The sequence below is a fragment of the Rothia kristinae NBRC 15354 genome (genome assembly GCF_001570865.1).
GTDB classification, from domain to species: domain Bacteria; phylum Actinomycetota; class Actinomycetes; order Actinomycetales; family Micrococcaceae; genus Rothia; species Rothia kristinae.
Window position 1 is genome coordinate 105,579 of sequence record NZ_BCSM01000007.1, and the last position, 14,489, is coordinate 120,067.

Genomic DNA, 14,489 nt, shown 5'->3' on the forward strand with positions numbered 1-14,489 from the left:
GATGGACCTAGTGTAGTCGGCCGCGGAAGCCCGCTCAGACGACGGCGCCGTTGTCCGGCCGACCCTTGGCCTGCGGCTCGAAGCGCGGCACCGGCAGCGCCTGCTCCTCCTCCCCCGTCTCCGGGTCCCCGGCGCGGTGGGACCCGCTGCCGGTGCCCTCGGAGGCCTCCGGCTGAGCCTCCTCCTCGGGGCTCTGCCCGTTCTCACGGGCCGTGAGCACCGCGGCGGTCTGCTCGCGGATCCCGGCCTCGTGCCCGCGCAGCACCGCGTAGAGCGGGGCGGAGACGAACAGCGTCCCGAGGGTGCCCATGATGATGCCGATGAACAGGGACAGGGACAGGTCCTGCAGGGTCCCGGCCCCCAGCAGGATGGCGCCGATGAACAGGATCGAGCCAACCGGCAGGATCCCGACAACGGAGGTGTTGATGGAGCGCACCAGCGTCTGGTTCACAGCCAGGTTGACCTCCTCGGCGAAGGTGCGCCGCCGGTTGGTCTGCCAGCCCTGGGTGTTCTCGCGGATCTTGTCGAAGACCACCACGGAGTCATAGAGGGAGTAGGAGAGGATCGTGAGGAAGCCGATGATCGCCGAGGGGGTGATCTCGAAGCCGCATGCGGCGTACACCCCGAGCGTGGTGATCACGGTGAACAGCAGGCCCGCGATCGCGGACAGGGACATCTTGACCGTGCGGAAGTACAGGGCCATGCCCACGGTGGCCAGGGCGACGAACGCGATCAGCCCCCAGGTGGCCTGCCGGGTGACCCCGGCCCCCCAGGAGGGTCCGACGAAGGAGGAAGTCACTTCGTCGTCGGTGACGTGGTAGGCGTCCTTCAGAGCCTGCTTGACGGCGAGGGTCTGGGCGTCATCCAGCTGGTCCGTCTGGACCCGGATGGTGCCCGGGGCGATGTTGGTGACCTCGGTGTGCTCGGCCTGGGCGTTATCGGCCACGGCCTGCTGCCCGATCTTCACGTCGGTGTTAGACACGTCCGAGACCGTGAACTCGGAGCCGCCGCGGAAGTCGATGCCGAACTTCAGCCCGCCCCCGAATACGGGGATGAGCACGGAGATGACCACCAGGGCCGCGGCGATGCTGAGCCACAGGCGCCGCTTGGGCACGAAGGGGATGGAGGTCTTCCCGGTGTAGAGGTTGCTGCCGAACTCGGCGAATCTAGCCACGGCGGGCTCCTTCCGTGTCCTCGGCGTCGGTCCCGGCGCCCGGGGTCTGCTCGGTGCGGGGGCTCTCGCCCGCCGCGTCCTGCTCATCCTGCGCGTCCTGCGCCGGTGCGTCCTCGGCCGCGCACGCCTCGGCCCGACGCCGCTCGGCGATGGTCATCGGGGCCGCCGGCTCCTCCGAGGCGGCGCCCTTCCTCCGGCGCCGACGCCGCGGGGCGTCCTGCGGGTCCCGCAGCCGCCCGGCCCCGCGGTACAGCGGCACCGCACCCAGGGCCTCGGCGTCCAGCCCGGAGTGCTTGCGGCCCTGCCCGAAGTAGCGGGTGCGCGAGAGCAGCACCATGACCGGGTGGGTGAACCAGAAGATCACCATGAGGTCCGCGACCGCGGTCAGCCCCAGGGCGAAGGCGAAGCCGCGGACGTTGCCCACGGCCACGAAGTACAGCACGACGGCGGCCAGCAGGTTCACGCCCTTGGAGGCCAGCACGGTGCGCCGGGCCCGCAGCCAGCCGTGATCCACCGCGGAGGGCACGCTGCGCCCATCGCGCAGGCCGTCGCGGATGCGCTCGAAGTAGACGATGAACGAGTCCGCGGTCTGCCCGATGGACACGATCAGCCCGGCCACCCCGGCCAGGGACAGCCGGTAGTTGATGCCCCAGCCGAGCAGGATGATCGCGGCGAAGGAGATCACCCCGGCCACCACCAGGGAGGCGATGGTCACGAAGCCGAGCAGGCGGTACTGGAACAGGGAATACACACAGACCAGGGCCAGGCCGATCAGTCCGGCGATGATGCCCATCTCCAGCTGGTCGGTGCCCAGGGTCGCGGAGATCTGCTGCTCGGATTCGATGTGGAAGCTGATGGGCAGCGCCCCGTACTTCAGCTGCTCGGCGAGGTTCTTCGCGGTCTCCTCGGTGAAGTTCCCTGTGATCTGCGCCTGCCCGTCGGCGATCACGGCCTCGGCGCGCGGGGCGGAGAGCACCTCGTCGTCGAGCATGATCGCGAAGGAGGCGCGGGGGTTGTTCGGGTCCTGGCCGTAGATCTGGTACAGCCGGGTGGTGACGTCCTTGAAGGTGCTCTTCGCGGCGTCGTCGAAGGTGATGTCCACGCCCCACTGCCCGGTGGTGGTCATGCCGTTGCCGGAGGTGACCTGGGAGAAGGAGGCGTCCTTGATGTCCTGACCCTTCAGCTCCACGGGCCCGAGGATGTACTTCTGCGAGCCGTCGGCCGAGCAGGCGACGACGGCGCGGTCCGCGGGCAGCTGCCGCTGGCCCTGCTGGGAGGATGTGGCCGAGCAGTCCTTGAGCTCGTACTCCTTCTGCAGCGCGGGGGTGATCCAGTTCTGGTCGGAGCCGTTCTTCGGCTTCTCGGTGGGCTCCTTGAGCTTGGCGTAGTCGGTGCGCTGCCCCTCAGGCACGGGCTTGCCGTCCCCGGAGGCCAGCACCGCGCGGAAGGACATCTGGGCGGAGGCCTGAATGAGGTCGCGGGTCTGCTGATCCGGCACGCCGGGCATGGACACGACGACGTTGCGCCCGGACTGGGTGGTGACCTCGGCCTCGGAGACCCCGGCCCCGTCCACGCGCTGGCGGATGATCTCCACGGCCTGGTCCAGCTGATCGGAGGAGATGCTCCCGCCGTCGGTGGATTCCGGGGAGAGGATCATCTGGGTGCCGCCGGAGAGGTCCAGGGCGAGCTTGGGGGTCCAGCTGCCGCCGAACTTGGCGGCGCTCAGCCCGATCGCCCCGATCATGATCGCGATGATCGCGGTCAGCAGGATCAGGGCGCGACGCGCCCCGGCCGTGCGGTTCTTCCTTGCCATGGAGGGAGGTCCTGAAGTGCTCATGCGCAGGTGCCGGGCCGCGCGGAGGCGGTCATCCGGCACCTGGCGGGGTGGGAGGGGGTGAGGCGGGTCAGCGGTCGGTGCCGCGCGGGTCCTCGGGGTCGACGGTCTCGCCGTTGACGGTGGTGCCGCCGCGGACCTGCTGCTGCCCGGTGCCCTCGGCGTCGTTGTGCCCGGTGACCTCCTGCTCGGGGCGGGCCCCGGCGGCCGCGGCCTGCGGGGAGCCCGGCACGTTGCCGTTCTCATCGAGGATGGTGGTCACGGTCTGCAGGTGCACCTTCACGGTGGTGCCCGGGGAGACCTCGAGCATCGCGGTGGCGTTGTCGCGGTCCACGGAGGCGATGGTGCCGTAGAGGCCGAACTGGGTCATCACGGGGGTGCCCGGGCCCATGGCCTCCTGCTTGCGCTGCATCTCCTGGCGCATCTTCTTCTGCCGGCGGGCCGGCAGCACCAGGAAGAGCACGATGAACACGACCGCGATGAGCAGGAACATCAGGTTGCCTCCCGCGGCACCTCCTTCGGCTGCTTGCAGGGTGCCGGCGGACGGGTCAGCGAACAGGTGCATGTCTTCCTTCGAGGATCGGGGAGGTGGCGGACGGTCCCGCCCATCCTAGAGGACGCAACTGGGTGCCCACCGAATGCGTCCCGTTCCGGGGCGCATCGCGCGGGCTCACTGCTCCGGTCGGTCCAGGCCCAGGTGCTCCCAGGCCGCCGGCAGCGCGATGCGCCCGCGCGGGGTGCGGCCCATCAGCCCCTCGCGCACCAGGTACGGCTCGGCGACGGTCTCCACGGTCTCGGTCTCCTCCCCCACGGCGATGGCCAGGGTGGACAGGCCCACCGGTCCCCCGCCGAAGGTGCCCACCAGGGCCTGCAGCACGGAGCGGTCCAGCCGGTCCAGCCCCCGGGCGTCCACCTCGTACATGTCCAGGGCGGCCCCGGCGGCGCGGGCGTCGATCCGGGCAACGTCGTGCACCAAGGCCCAGTCCCGGACCCGGCGCAGCAGGCGGTTGGCGATGCGCGGGGTGCCCCGGGAGCGGGAGGCGATCTCCCGGTAGCCCTCCGCGGAGATGTCCAGATCCAGCAGGCCTGCGGAGCGGCGCAGCACCAGCTCCAGCTCCTCCACGGCGTAGAACTCCAGGTGCCCGGTGAAGCCGAAGCGGTCCCGCAGCGGCCCCGGCAGCAGCCCGGCCCTGGTGGTTGCCCCGACCAGGGTGAAGGCGGGCAGCTCCAGCGGGATGGAGGTGGCCCCGGCGCCCTTGCCGACGACGACGTCCACCCGGAAGTCCTCCATGGCCATGTAGAGCATCTCCTCGGCCGGGCGGGACATCCGGTGGATCTCATCCAGGAACAGCACCTCCCCGGGGGTCAGGGAGGACAGGATCGCGGCGAGGTCCCCGGAGTGCTGGATCGCCGGGCCGGAGCTGATGCGCAGCGGGGCGCCCATCTCCTCGGCGATGATCATCGACAGGGTGGTCTTGCCCAGCCCCGGCGGGCCGGAGAGCAGGACGTGGTCCGCGCTGCGCCCGCGCAGCTTGGAGGCCCGCAGCACCAGGGACAGCTGCTCGCGCACCCGCTGCTGGCCCACGAAGTCGTCCAGGGTGCGCGGGCGCAGGGCCGCCTCGATGGCCTGGTCCTCGGGTTCGGCCTGGGCGTCCACGAGGCGCTCGTGCGGCGCCGGGCCGCCGGTTGCTGGCTGCTGGCTCATGCGGGGTGCTCCTCCTGGCGGGCCGGCGGGTCCGCCGCGTGGTCGATCCTGCGCCGCACCTCGCGGCGGCAGGGCTCTGGGTGGCGGTGGGTCAGCGGCGGGCCGCGCCGAGTCCGGCGAGCACGGCCTTCAGCGCGGCCGGCACCGTCAGGTCCGCCGCCTGCGGGTCGGTGCGCACATAGCCGTCCACGGCGGTCGCGGCGTCCTTCTCCGACCAGCCCAGCCCGATCAGCGCCTCGGTGACCTGCGGGGCCCAGGCGGGCCCGTCGGCGGAGCCGGTCCCGCCCTGCGGGGCGGGCTCCTCCTCGGGCAGCACGAGCTTGCCGGCCAGCTCCAGCACGATCCGCCGGGCGCCCTTGGGGCCGATGCCGGGGACCTGGGAGAAGGCCTTGTCGTCTCCGGCGGCCACCGCGCGGGCGACGTCGGCCGGTGAGTGCACGGCCAGCACGGCCAAGGCGATGCGCGGGCCGATTCCGGAGACCCCGAGCATCGTGGTGAACACCTCCCGCTCCTCCGCGGTGCGGAAGGCGAACAGGGTCAGAGAGTCCTCCCGGACCACCAGGTGGGTCTGCACCCGGGCCGTCTCCCCCACCTTCAGGCCGGCGAGGGTGGCCGGGGTCGCGGCCACGAGCAGGCCGACGCCGCCCACCTCGAGGACGGCCTCGTGCAGGCCCACGTGGGCCACGGTTCCGGACAGCGTGGAGATCATGGACCCATCCTATTCGAACACATCTGCGAATCCCAGCCTCGGCGTCGGCCGCGGGCTCAGCGGCGGCCGACCCCGCCGGATCCTGCGCCGCGGCGCCCGGAGCGCTCGGCCTCCCGCCAGGCGCGCTGGGCCGGGGTCAGCCCGGTGCGGGTCGCCCGGGCGGGGATCGAGCCCTGGTGGGTCTGCACGCCCGCGGTCATGTCGTAGCCGGTGCCCAGCCCGCCGGAGCGCCAGCCGTGGCAGATCGCCAGGGCTAGCGCGTCAGCGGCGTCGGCCGGGCGCGGCATGGCCTCCAGGCCCAGGATGCGGGTCACCATCCGCCCGACCGAGGCCTTGTCCGCCCGGCCGTCGCCGGTCACCGCGGCTTTGGCCTCGGAGGGGGTGTGCCAGGCCACGGGGATGCCGAGGGAGGCGGCCGCGGCGATGACCACCCCGGAGGCGTGGGCCGTGCCGATGACCGTGTTCACGGATTCCTGGGCGAAGACCCGCTCGATGGCCATGACGTCCGGGCGCAGCTCGCGCATCCAGGCCAGGGCGTGCTCCTGGATGTGCAGCACCCGGGCGTCCAGGGAGTCGGCGGCTTGGGTCCCGGCCACCCCCACCCGCACGAGGCTCGCCTTCCGGGTGGCGTCCATGTCCACGACGCCGAACCCGCAGCGGGTCAGCCCCGGGTCCACCCCGAGGATGCGCAGGGATCGGGTGCTACTCGGCATCCTCGAGCTGGGCCATGACCTCCGGGGAGATCTCCACGTTGGAGTAGACGTTCTGCACGTCGTCCAGCGCCTCGATCGCGTCGGCGAGCTTGAGGAACTTCTTCGCCCCGTCGGCGTCCAGGTCCACGGTCATGGTGGGCCGGAACTGCGGGTCGTCGTTGTTGTACTCCAGCTCGGCGGCGTCCAGGGCCTTGCGGATCTCGGGCAGGTCGGAGGCCTCGGAGATGACCTCGAAGACCTCGTCCTCCTCCTTGACCTCATCGGCCCCGGCGTCGAGCACGGCCATCAGGACGTCGTCCTCGGTCAGCCCGTCCTTCTTGGCCACCTCGGCCACGCCCTTGCGCTCGAACATGAAGGACACGGAGCCGGGATCGGCCATGGTGCCGCCGGAGCGGGTCACCGCGGTGCGCACGTCCGCGGCGGCGCGGTTCTTGTTGTCGGTCAGGCACTCGATGTACAGAGCCGAGCCCTGGGGGCCGCGGGCCTCGTAGAGGATCTCGGAGTAGTCCACGACCTCGCCGGTCAGCCCGGCGCCGCGCTTGATCGCGCGGTCGATGTTGTCGTTGGGCACGGAGTTCTTCTTGGCCTTGGACACGGCCAGGTCCAGGGCCGGGTTGCCGGCGACGTCGGCCCCGCCCATGCGCGCGGCGACCTCGATGCCCTTGATGTACTTGGCGAAGGCCTTGGCGCGCTTGGCGTCGATCGCGGCCTTCTTGTGCTTGGTGGTGGCCCATTTGGAGTGACCGGACACGGGGTCTCCTTCGTGCGTCGGGGAATCGTCGGAAAATCATCGGGGTGCCGCGGGCGCGCCGAGGGGCGCGGGCCCGCGGGCACGGCTGCTCCCCAGTCTAGTGCGCCTGTCCAGCCCCGCCCCGGGACGGCTACCGGACGACTCGCTGACGGCTCTCGGACGGCGCCGGGGGCGGGGTGCGGTGCGGCCGACTCAGCGGGGCCGGGAGGCGGCGACCTCGCGGGCGCGCTCGGTCAGGGTGTCGTCGATCGGCTCGGGGTCGAAGGAGCCGCAGCGGCGCCGGGCGGCTTGGCCGATCAGGTAGTCGGTGATCCGGGGGTTCTTCGGCAGGAGGGAGCCGTGCAGGTAGGAGCCGATGACGTGGTGCACCCGGGCGCCCTCCCCGGCGTCGTCGAGGTTGTTGCCCTGTCCCAGGGTCACGGTGCCCAGGGGCTGGACGTCCTGGCCGAGGTAGGTCAGTCCGGAGTGGTTCTCGTAGCCGACGACCTGCCCGAACTCCGGGGTGTCCAGGACGATGTTGCCGATCAGCCGCTGCCTGCCCCCCACGGTGCGGGCGTCGAAGATCCCGATGCCCTCCAGGACCTGCCCGTCCACGGTGGTGAATTCGTGGCCGAACAGCTGGTAGAGCCCGCAGATCACCAGCATGGGCACGCCGTTCTCGGCCATCCGGCGCAGCCGGGGGGCGATGGCGTGCAGATCCTCCTGGATCACGGACTGCCCCGAGTCCTGGCCGCCGCCGCCGATGACGATGTCCACGTCCTCGGGGAACTCGTCCTCGGGGTTGTAGTCGATGATCTTGGTGGTGTATCCGTGCTTCTGGGCGCGCCGGGACAGGGACAGCACGTTGCCCCAGTCCCCGTAGATGTTCATGTCCCGGGGGTACAGCTGCAGGATCCGCAGGTGGCCCTTGGCCGCTACCTTGTCGGGCTGGTGGGACTGCGCGGCGGGCGCGGTGCGCTCGGTCATGGTCAGATCTCCTCCACGTCGGTGATCCTCCCCAGCTCGCGGCGCAGCACGAGCATGGAGGTGTAGGTGCAGAACACGCGCATCGGGCGGTCCCCGGCCCCGTCCAGGAAGGCGCGCAGGGCCTCGGGAAGCTCCGGGTGCACCTCGCGCACGGGGACGTCGTCGTGCTCCAGGCGCAGGGCCATGTCCCAGGCGCGGGTCCCGCCGACCACGTCCACGCCGCCCTCGCGCAGGACGTCGAAGTCCACGTCCCACAGCCAGGAGACGTCGCGCCCATCGGCGTACTCGTCGTTGATGGTGATCATCGTGGCCCAGTCGTCCCCGGTGGCCGAGGCCAGGGACAGGCGGAAGCCGGCGGGGTTCTTCACCAGCAGCAGCTGCAGGGTGCTCTGCCCGATCCGCACGGATTCCCCGCGCCCGAAGGCCGGGGTGACCTCGGACAGGGCGCGCAGCAGCGCCGCCTCGTCGGTGCGCTCCCCCATGATCTGGCGGGTCAGGGCCAGGGCGCCGGCGGCGTTGTAGATGTTGTAGATGCCGTAGAGGGTGATCTGCGCGGTGACCTCCCGCCCGGCGATGGACAGCACGCTGCGGGTGCCCTCGAAGGCCTCCAGCACGACGTCGGCCTCGGGCAGGTCCGCGGCCTGGTGGGCCGGGGTCTTGTCCCGCATCTCATCGTCGGAGGGGAAGCGGGAGCGCAGCTGCTCGGACAGGCCGTAGTAGACGGCGCGGGTGCCGGGGGTCAGGTCCGCGGCGATCCGGCGGATCCGGGGGTCCTCCCGGTTGAGGACCACGGACTCGGTGGTGGCCTGGGCGACCTGGGTGAGCATCTTGCGGGTCGTGTCGATCTCCCCGAAGCGGTCCAGCTGGTCGCGCATGACGTTGAGCAGCAGGGCGTGGCGGGGCTTCACGGCCCGCACGAAGTGCACCGCGTGGGCCTCGTCCAGCTCCAGCACGGCGATGTCCGCCTCCAGGCGCCCGCGCAGGTCCATCTCCCCGAGCAGGGCCGCGGCGACCCCGCGCACGAAGTTGGAGCCGGTGCGGTTGGTGAACACCCGCAGCCCCTGGGATTCCAGCAGCTGCACGGTCATCTTGGTGGTGGTGGTCTTGCCGTTGGTCCCGGAGATCACGACGACGCCGTGGGGCAGCCGGGCCAGCTCGCGGGCGACGAAGCCGGGGTCGGCCTTCTCCATGAACAGTCCGGGGAAGGCGGAGCCGCCGCCGCGCAGGCGGGTGGCGGTGCGGATGCCCTGCCCGATCAGGCGCGTGAGGGCTCGGGGTCGCAGGGGGTGAGGCATGGGGACCATCCTACCGATCGGGGCGAACCGCTCGGACCGGGACGTTCCACGCTCTCCCCTCGGGCCGGGATGGCGTGGACGGGTGCGCTGTGGAGGGGCACGGGCGGGCCGGGTGGGGTGATCGGGGCCCGGGCGGAAGCTAGGGTGTGGTCCATGGCACCTGAGATTCCCGAGACATCGCCCCTGCTGAGACCCTCCGATCTGCCCGGTGGACTGCCGGATCTGTCCGAGACCGGTCCTGAGGAGCTGGATCGTCTGCTGCGGTCCGGGATGGCCGCGCAGCGGGATGCCTGGGAGCGGATCGCCGCAGATTCCGCCCCGGCGGATTTCGCCACGGTGATCGAGCCGCTGGAGACGGCGGCCGCGCAGTTTGCCCGGGTCACCGGGATCTTCCACACCTTCATCAGTGCGATGGGCACCGAGGAGGTCCTCGAGCTGCATCGCCGCTGGGCCGGCCCCCTGGCCGAGCATGAGGCGGCCTCCGCCCGGGATCCCCGTCTGGCCCGGCGGCTGGCCGCCGTCGAGGAGGAGGGGCTGGATCCGGTGCGGCGGCATGTGCTGCGGCGCTGGCGCGAGGACTTCGAGGACCGCGGGGCCTTCCTCGAGGAGACCGCCCGGGACGAGGTGGCGCGGATCGAGCAGGAGCTGGCGCAGCTGTCCGCCCGGTTCGGCGCCGGGCTGCTGGCCGGGGCTGAGCAGGCGGGCCTGCTGCTGGAGGACGAGAGGCAGCTGGCCGGTCTGCCCGAGGATCGGGTGCGCCAGGCCGCCGAAGCGGCGCAGCTGGCCGGGCACCCGGGAAGCTACCTGCTGGTGCAGGACCTGTTCGCGGTGCCGTCGGTGCTGTCCTCGCTGCTGGACCGGGACACGCGGCGTCGGCTGTGGCGGGATTCGGTGAACCGGGGGCGGGGCGAAGCCCGGGACGAGGGGGCCGCGGACACCCCGGAGCTGCTGACGACGGCGGCGCGGATCGCTGAGCTGCGGGCCCGCCGGGCCGAGCTGTTCGGGGCCCGCACCCACGCCGAGCTGCAGCTGCGCCGCTCCGTGGCCGGGACCCCGCAGCGGGCGCTGGGGATGCTCGAGGAGCTGGCCCCGCGGGCCCGGGCGGCGTTCCAGCGGGAGCTTGCGGTGATGGCGGAGGTCGCCGGCGTCGAGCCTGGGCAGATCCAGCCCTGGGATGTCCCGGTGCTGCTGGAGCGGGTGGCCCGGGAGCGCTACGCCGTGGATGCCCAGGCGCTGCGCCCATATTTCTCCTTCGAGCGGACCCTGGTCGACGGCGTGTTCGCGGCCGCCTCGCGGCTGTACGGGGTGCAGTTCACGGCCCGCCCGCAGCTGCCCGGATACCACCCGGAGGTGCGCTTCTGGGAGGTCCGCGATGAGCAGGACCGCCTGCTGGGGCTGTTCGGCCTGGATCCGTGGGCCCGACCCACCAAGCAGGGTGGGGCGTGGATGCACGAGATCGTGCCCCGGGACGCCCGGGTCGGCCAGACCCCGGTGGTGATGAACACCCTGAACTTCACCCGTCCCGGGCAGGGCGAGGAGAAGCTGCTCAGCGCGGACAACGTGCGCACGATGTTCCACGAGTTCGGCCACGCCCTGCACTCCCTGCTGAGCACGGTGGTCTGGCCCACCGCGGCCGGGACCAACGTGCCCCGGGATTTCGTGGAGTACCCGTCGCAGGTCAACGAGATGTGGATGTTCCACCCGGAAGTGCTGCCCCACTACGCCCGCCACCACGAGACGGGCGAGCCGCTGCCGACCGAGGCCGCACGCGCCCTGCAGGAGGCGGCCCGGTGGGGTGAGGGCTTCCGCACCGTGGAGTACCTGGGGGCTGCCCTGCTGGACATGGCCTGGCACACCCGCGGCACCGACGCCGAGCCGCTGGAGACTCCGCAGCAGGTGCGGGAGTTCGAGCGGGAGGTGCTGGCCCGGTACGGGCTGGCGGATCTTCCGGTGGCCCCGCGGTATGCGACCGGGATGTTCAAGCACATCTTCGAGGGCGGCTATTCGGCCGGGTACTACTCGTACATCTTCTCCGAGATGATGGACGCGGAGACCGTGGACTGGTTCCGCGCCCGCGGCGGGCTGCGCCGGGAGAACGGGCAGGTGTTCCGGGACCGGCTGCTGGCCCGCGGCTCCGAGCAGGATCCGGCGCAGTCCTTCCGGGATCTGCTCGGCCGGGACCCGCAGATCGGGCCGCTGCTGCGCCGTCGCGGGCTGGTGGATGACGACGCCGAGCGGGATGGTGCCGCAGGAGAAGGTGCCGAGGGGACCGGCGCCGATGAGTGAGGCCGTATCCTCCTGGTCCGCGCTCATCCGGGATCTGGACGGTGCCCCGGTGGTGTGGCGGGATCTGTCCTGGCGGGAGCGGGAGCCGGTGGTCGCCGTCGAGCCCGTGGAGGACGGCGTGCCGTGCGGGACGGTGCTGCGGACCCGGCTGGACCTCGGGGACGCCCCGCTGGTGCGGGCCCTGCCCGTGCCCGACGGCGTCGAGCCGCGCTGGTGCGCCGGCTTCGCCCACGCCGAGGTCGATGAGCAGGGCACGGCGCGGTTCCGCACGGTGGCCTGCCCGAAGCACCAGCGCATCCGCAGCGGCCAGCAGTGCGGGCTGTGTCGGCACCTGGACCGCTTCCGGCCCCTGCACCGGGTGCACCGCGGGGCACGGCTGACCGACGCCGCGCTGGCTTATGTGAGCCGTCCGCACTGGCTGTACATCGCGACCTTCCCGGATGCCGCCTCCAAGGTGGGCACGGCCCATGAGCGCTCCCAGGTGACCCGCCTGGATCAGCAGGCGGCGGCCCGGGCCACCTGGATCGCGCTGGCCCCAGACGGGATCCTGGTGCGCCGACTGGAGGACGCCGTGGGGGGCGAGCAGGGGCTGACCCAGTTCAAGCAGGTGCGGACCAAGCACCGGGCGTGGGCCGCCCCGCGGCCGGCGGAGGAGCTCGACGCCGCGCACGACAGTGCGGTGCGGGCTGCCCGGCGGCTGCTGGCCGACTGGGGCGCTGCACAGGGCCCGACGGCGGGCGCGGCGTCGGACAGTACCGCTGAGGCCGTTCCGGGCGGTGTGTCCGGCGAAGTCTCGAGCGGTGTCTCCGGAGCAGCGGGGTACGCGCCCCCGGAGGTGGGATCCTCCCTGGACGGCGTGGAGCTCGTCCATCAGGCGTGGGAACCGTCCCCCGTGATGGCGCGGATCTACGCCGCGCTAGACAGGGACACCACTCAACCTCTGCAACAGGTCAAAGGTTTCGCCGATCAATCTGCACCTGAGATCGAATCATCTGGAGGCGAGCTGCTGGGGGCGGCGGGCCCGTTCCTGGCCCTCTCCCGCGCCGTCGGTGAGGCGCCCGCGCTGGTCAGCACCGCGGAGTTCAAGCACCGCGAGGTCGTGCTCCGGCGGTGACCGCACGACCCGCCGGGTGCGGCACCGCCCTCTGGGGGTGACGCGCTCCCCGCGGGATGTTCACCCGTTCGTCACCCCGGCCCACCCTTCCGGGCGGCTCGGTCGGGCGGGGCGGTGGTTAGCATGAGCGCATGAGCACCGAGCAGCACGACGATCCCGACGCCCCGGCCCTGTCGGCCATCACGATCTTCACCGGCTCAGCCCTGGGTGATGACTCGGCCTTCGCCCGCGAGGCCCGCCGCCTGGCCGAGCACCTGGCGCGGGAGGGCCTCGGGGTGGTCTACGGCGGCGGGAACGTGGGACTGATGGGCGTGGTGGCCGATGCCGCCCGCTCGGCTGGCGGTCGGGTGCGCGGGGTCATCCCGGAGGGCCTGGTGCGCGGGGAGATCGCCCACGAGGGGCTGGATGCCCTGGAGATCGTCCCGGATATGCACCGGCGCAAGCAGCGGATGAACGAACTCGGGGACGCCTTCGTGGCCCTGCCCGGCGGGGCCGGGACCCTGGAGGAGCTGTTCGAGATGTGGACCTGGCAGCAGCTGGGCTTCCACCGCAAGCCGGTGGCGGTCTACGACGTCGGCGGCTTCTGGTCCCCGATGCTGGCGATGCTGGACGAGATGGTGGCTCGCGGGTTCATCCGGGAGTCCTTCCGGAATCGGCTGATCGTGGCGAGCGAGCCGGACGAGCTGCTGGGCAAGCTGCGGGCCTGGCGCCCGGCCGCACCGAAGTGGGGGCGCTGAGGCGAGGCCCGGTTCAGTCGTCGTCGTCGGCGGGCCAGGCCCTGGCCAGCAGCTCGCGGATCTCGGCGAGGGTCTGGGTAACGGTCTTGGTGCCGGCGACGATCGGCAGGAAGTTGGTGTCCCCGCTCCAACGGGGCACGATGTGCTGGTGCAGGTGCGCGGCGATCCCCGCTCCCCCGATCTTGCCCTGGTTCATCCCGATGTTGAACCCGGCGGCATGGGACTGCTCGCGCAGCACGCCCATGATGATCTGGGTGAACCGGGCGATCTCCGCGGTCTCCTGTTCGGTGGCCTCGTCGTAGTCGGCGATGTGCCGGTACGGGCAGACCAGCACGTGCCCGGGGTTGTACGGGTAGAGGTTCAGCACGACGAAGGCGTGCTCCCCGCGGTGCACGATCAGCGAGTCCTCATCCTTGCGGGTGGGGGCGGCGCAGAAGGGGCAGGTGTGCTCGTCGTAGTCCTGCTGCCCGCCGGAGACGTAGGCCCGACGGTGCGGGGTCCACAGCCGCTGGAAGGCGTCCGGCACGCCGGGCAGCTGGAAGTCGTCGGTGATCTGGTCCGTGTCCTGCGGCTGGCTCATGGCTCCCAGACTAGCCCGTGGCGCGCCCGTGCCGGTGGTGTGCGACGGCGGCGGATTCGGCGGCCGGTGAACCTGCCCGACCGTCGGCGCTGGGCCGGGTATAGGTTGGGAGCCATGCGCCCTCTGACCGAATCCCAGATCCGCTCCAGCTTCATCAACTGCACCAAGGGCGAGGCCTCCCGCCTGAACCTGCCGGCGGGGCTGGGCTCCTGGGACTGGGAGGCGGAGGTCTTCCTCGGGTGGATCGACCCGAAGTCTCCGCAGCGCGGCTACGCGGTGGTGCCCCAGGAGGACGGCTCCCTGCGCGGGGTCGTGCTGACCAAAGCGACCAACCGCGGGCGGGGATCGGCGCAGATGTGCCAGTTCTGCCTGACCCTGCACTCCGGCTCCGGGGTGTCCCTGTTCTCGGCAGCGCGCCCCTCCGCCAAGGGCGGGAAGGGCCATTACAGCTCGGTGGGCACCTACCTGTGCCAGGACCTGCGCTGCACGGACTACACCCTGGGCCGACGCCGCCCGGAGGGGGTCCGTCAGATGGAGGAGACCATGACCGTGGAGGACCGCCGGGAGCGGACCCTCGCCAACGCCCGCGGGTTCATCGACCGCCTGACCGAGGAGGGCTGAGGAA

General features: G+C 71.9%; 14 protein-coding genes. 4 read left to right on the forward strand and 10 right to left on the reverse strand.

What is annotated here, in order from left to right:
• Positions 1–34: 34 nt before the first annotated feature.
• From secF to KKR01S_RS05990, 9 genes are all read right to left on the reverse strand, one after another.
• Positions 35–1,174, reverse strand: coding sequence for a protein translocase subunit SecF (secF, locus tag KKR01S_RS05950; RefSeq protein WP_058731442.1), 1,140 nt, complete (start codon positions 1,172–1,174; stop codon positions 35–37).
• A complete protein-coding gene (gene secD, locus KKR01S_RS05955) occupies positions 1,167–2,987 on the reverse strand; it encodes a protein translocase subunit SecD (protein ID WP_081101593.1) in 1,821 nt (606 codons plus the stop codon). Before secD ends, secF begins: the two co-directional genes overlap by 8 nt.
• A gap of 91 nt (positions 2,988–3,078) precedes the next feature.
• Positions 3,079–3,573 (reverse strand): preprotein translocase subunit YajC, encoded by a 495-nt coding sequence (locus tag KKR01S_RS05960; RefSeq protein ID WP_058731443.1) that lies wholly within the window; start codon positions 3,571–3,573, stop codon positions 3,079–3,081.
• A gap of 105 nt (positions 3,574–3,678) precedes the next feature.
• Positions 3,679–4,713, reverse strand: a complete 1,035-nt coding sequence (gene ruvB / locus KKR01S_RS05965; RefSeq protein ID WP_061225538.1) for a Holliday junction branch migration DNA helicase RuvB — start codon at positions 4,711–4,713, stop codon at positions 3,679–3,681.
• Between the two features lie 91 nt (positions 4,714–4,804).
• Positions 4,805–5,422 (reverse strand): Holliday junction branch migration protein RuvA, encoded by a 618-nt coding sequence (ruvA, locus tag KKR01S_RS05970; RefSeq protein ID WP_058731445.1) that lies wholly within the window; start codon positions 5,420–5,422, stop codon positions 4,805–4,807.
• Positions 5,423–5,478: 56 nt separating this feature from the next.
• Positions 5,479–6,135 carry a crossover junction endodeoxyribonuclease RuvC gene (locus tag KKR01S_RS05975; protein WP_058731446.1) on the reverse strand — a complete coding sequence of 219 codons (657 nt, stop codon included), beginning with the start codon at positions 6,133–6,135 and terminating at the stop codon, positions 5,479–5,481.
• Complete coding sequence (locus KKR01S_RS05980) at positions 6,125–6,886, reverse strand: YebC/PmpR family DNA-binding transcriptional regulator (protein ID WP_058731447.1); 762 nt, start codon at positions 6,884–6,886, stop codon at positions 6,125–6,127. The genes KKR01S_RS05975 and KKR01S_RS05980 overlap by 11 nt, the downstream gene beginning before the upstream one ends.
• A gap of 192 nt (positions 6,887–7,078) precedes the next feature.
• Positions 7,079–7,852 carry a type 1 glutamine amidotransferase gene (locus KKR01S_RS05985; RefSeq protein WP_081101594.1) on the reverse strand — a complete coding sequence of 258 codons (774 nt, stop codon included), beginning with the start codon at positions 7,850–7,852 and terminating at the stop codon, positions 7,079–7,081.
• 2 nt (positions 7,853–7,854) lie between these two features.
• Entirely contained in the window at positions 7,855–9,156 is a 1,302-nt protein-coding gene (locus KKR01S_RS05990) for a Mur ligase family protein (RefSeq protein WP_061225539.1), read from the reverse strand.
• A gap of 144 nt (positions 9,157–9,300) precedes the next feature.
• On the opposite strand from KKR01S_RS05990, the gene KKR01S_RS05995 reads away from it, so the two are divergent.
• The 3 genes from KKR01S_RS05995 (at position 9,301) to KKR01S_RS06005 (ending at position 13,284) form a co-directional block, all read left to right on the forward strand.
• Positions 9,301–11,433: a M3 family metallopeptidase gene (locus KKR01S_RS05995; protein ID WP_131800588.1), complete on the forward strand. Its 2,133-nt coding sequence runs from the start codon at positions 9,301–9,303 to the stop codon at positions 11,431–11,433.
• Positions 11,426–12,547, forward strand: a complete 1,122-nt coding sequence (locus tag KKR01S_RS06000) for a hypothetical protein (RefSeq protein ID WP_165596162.1) — start codon at positions 11,426–11,428, stop codon at positions 12,545–12,547. Before KKR01S_RS05995 ends, KKR01S_RS06000 begins: the two co-directional genes overlap by 8 nt.
• A 131-nt stretch (positions 12,548–12,678) precedes the next feature.
• A complete protein-coding gene (locus KKR01S_RS06005) occupies positions 12,679–13,284 on the forward strand; it encodes an LOG family protein (RefSeq protein ID WP_061225542.1) in 606 nt (201 codons plus the stop codon).
• Between the two features lie 13 nt (positions 13,285–13,297).
• Here KKR01S_RS06005 and KKR01S_RS06010 read toward each other — a convergent pair whose 3' ends face one another.
• A complete protein-coding gene (locus KKR01S_RS06010; RefSeq protein ID WP_061225543.1) occupies positions 13,298–13,864 on the reverse strand; it encodes an HIT family protein in 567 nt (188 codons plus the stop codon).
• A gap of 114 nt (positions 13,865–13,978) precedes the next feature.
• On the opposite strand from KKR01S_RS06010, the gene KKR01S_RS06015 reads away from it, so the two are divergent.
• Positions 13,979–14,485, forward strand: coding sequence for an FBP domain-containing protein (locus tag KKR01S_RS06015; protein ID WP_061225544.1), 507 nt, complete (start codon positions 13,979–13,981; stop codon positions 14,483–14,485).
• Positions 14,486–14,489 lie beyond the last annotated feature (4 nt).

What these genes read in the sequence shown, in the direction of transcription:
- KKR01S_RS05960 (WP_058731443.1), bottom strand. Translation starts at nt 3,573, where the DNA reads ATGCACCTGTTCGCTGACCCGTCCGCCGGCACCCTGCAAGCAGCCGAA.
- KKR01S_RS05990 (WP_061225539.1), bottom strand. Translation starts at nt 9,156, where the DNA reads ATGGTCCCCATGCCTCACCCCCTGCGACCCCGAGCCCTCACGCGCCTG.
- secD (WP_081101593.1), bottom strand. Translation starts at nt 2,987, where the DNA reads ATGGCAAGGAAGAACCGCACGGCCGGGGCGCGTCGCGCCCTGATCCTG.
- KKR01S_RS05995 (WP_131800588.1), top strand. Translation starts at nt 9,301, where the DNA reads ATGGCACCTGAGATTCCCGAGACATCGCCCCTGCTGAGACCCTCCGAT.
- KKR01S_RS05975 (WP_058731446.1), bottom strand. Translation starts at nt 6,135, where the DNA reads ATGCCGAGTAGCACCCGATCCCTGCGCATCCTCGGGGTGGACCCGGGG.
- KKR01S_RS06015 (WP_061225544.1), top strand. Translation starts at nt 13,979, where the DNA reads ATGCGCCCTCTGACCGAATCCCAGATCCGCTCCAGCTTCATCAACTGC.
- KKR01S_RS06005 (WP_061225542.1), top strand. Translation starts at nt 12,679, where the DNA reads ATGAGCACCGAGCAGCACGACGATCCCGACGCCCCGGCCCTGTCGGCC.
- ruvA (WP_058731445.1), bottom strand. Translation starts at nt 5,422, where the DNA reads ATGATCTCCACGCTGTCCGGAACCGTGGCCCACGTGGGCCTGCACGAG.
- ruvB (WP_061225538.1), bottom strand. Translation starts at nt 4,713, where the DNA reads ATGAGCCAGCAGCCAGCAACCGGCGGCCCGGCGCCGCACGAGCGCCTC.
- KKR01S_RS06010 (WP_061225543.1), bottom strand. Translation starts at nt 13,864, where the DNA reads ATGAGCCAGCCGCAGGACACGGACCAGATCACCGACGACTTCCAGCTG.
- KKR01S_RS05985 (WP_081101594.1), bottom strand. Translation starts at nt 7,852, where the DNA reads ATGACCGAGCGCACCGCGCCCGCCGCGCAGTCCCACCAGCCCGACAAG.
- KKR01S_RS06000 (WP_165596162.1), top strand. Translation starts at nt 11,426, where the DNA reads ATGAGTGAGGCCGTATCCTCCTGGTCCGCGCTCATCCGGGATCTGGAC.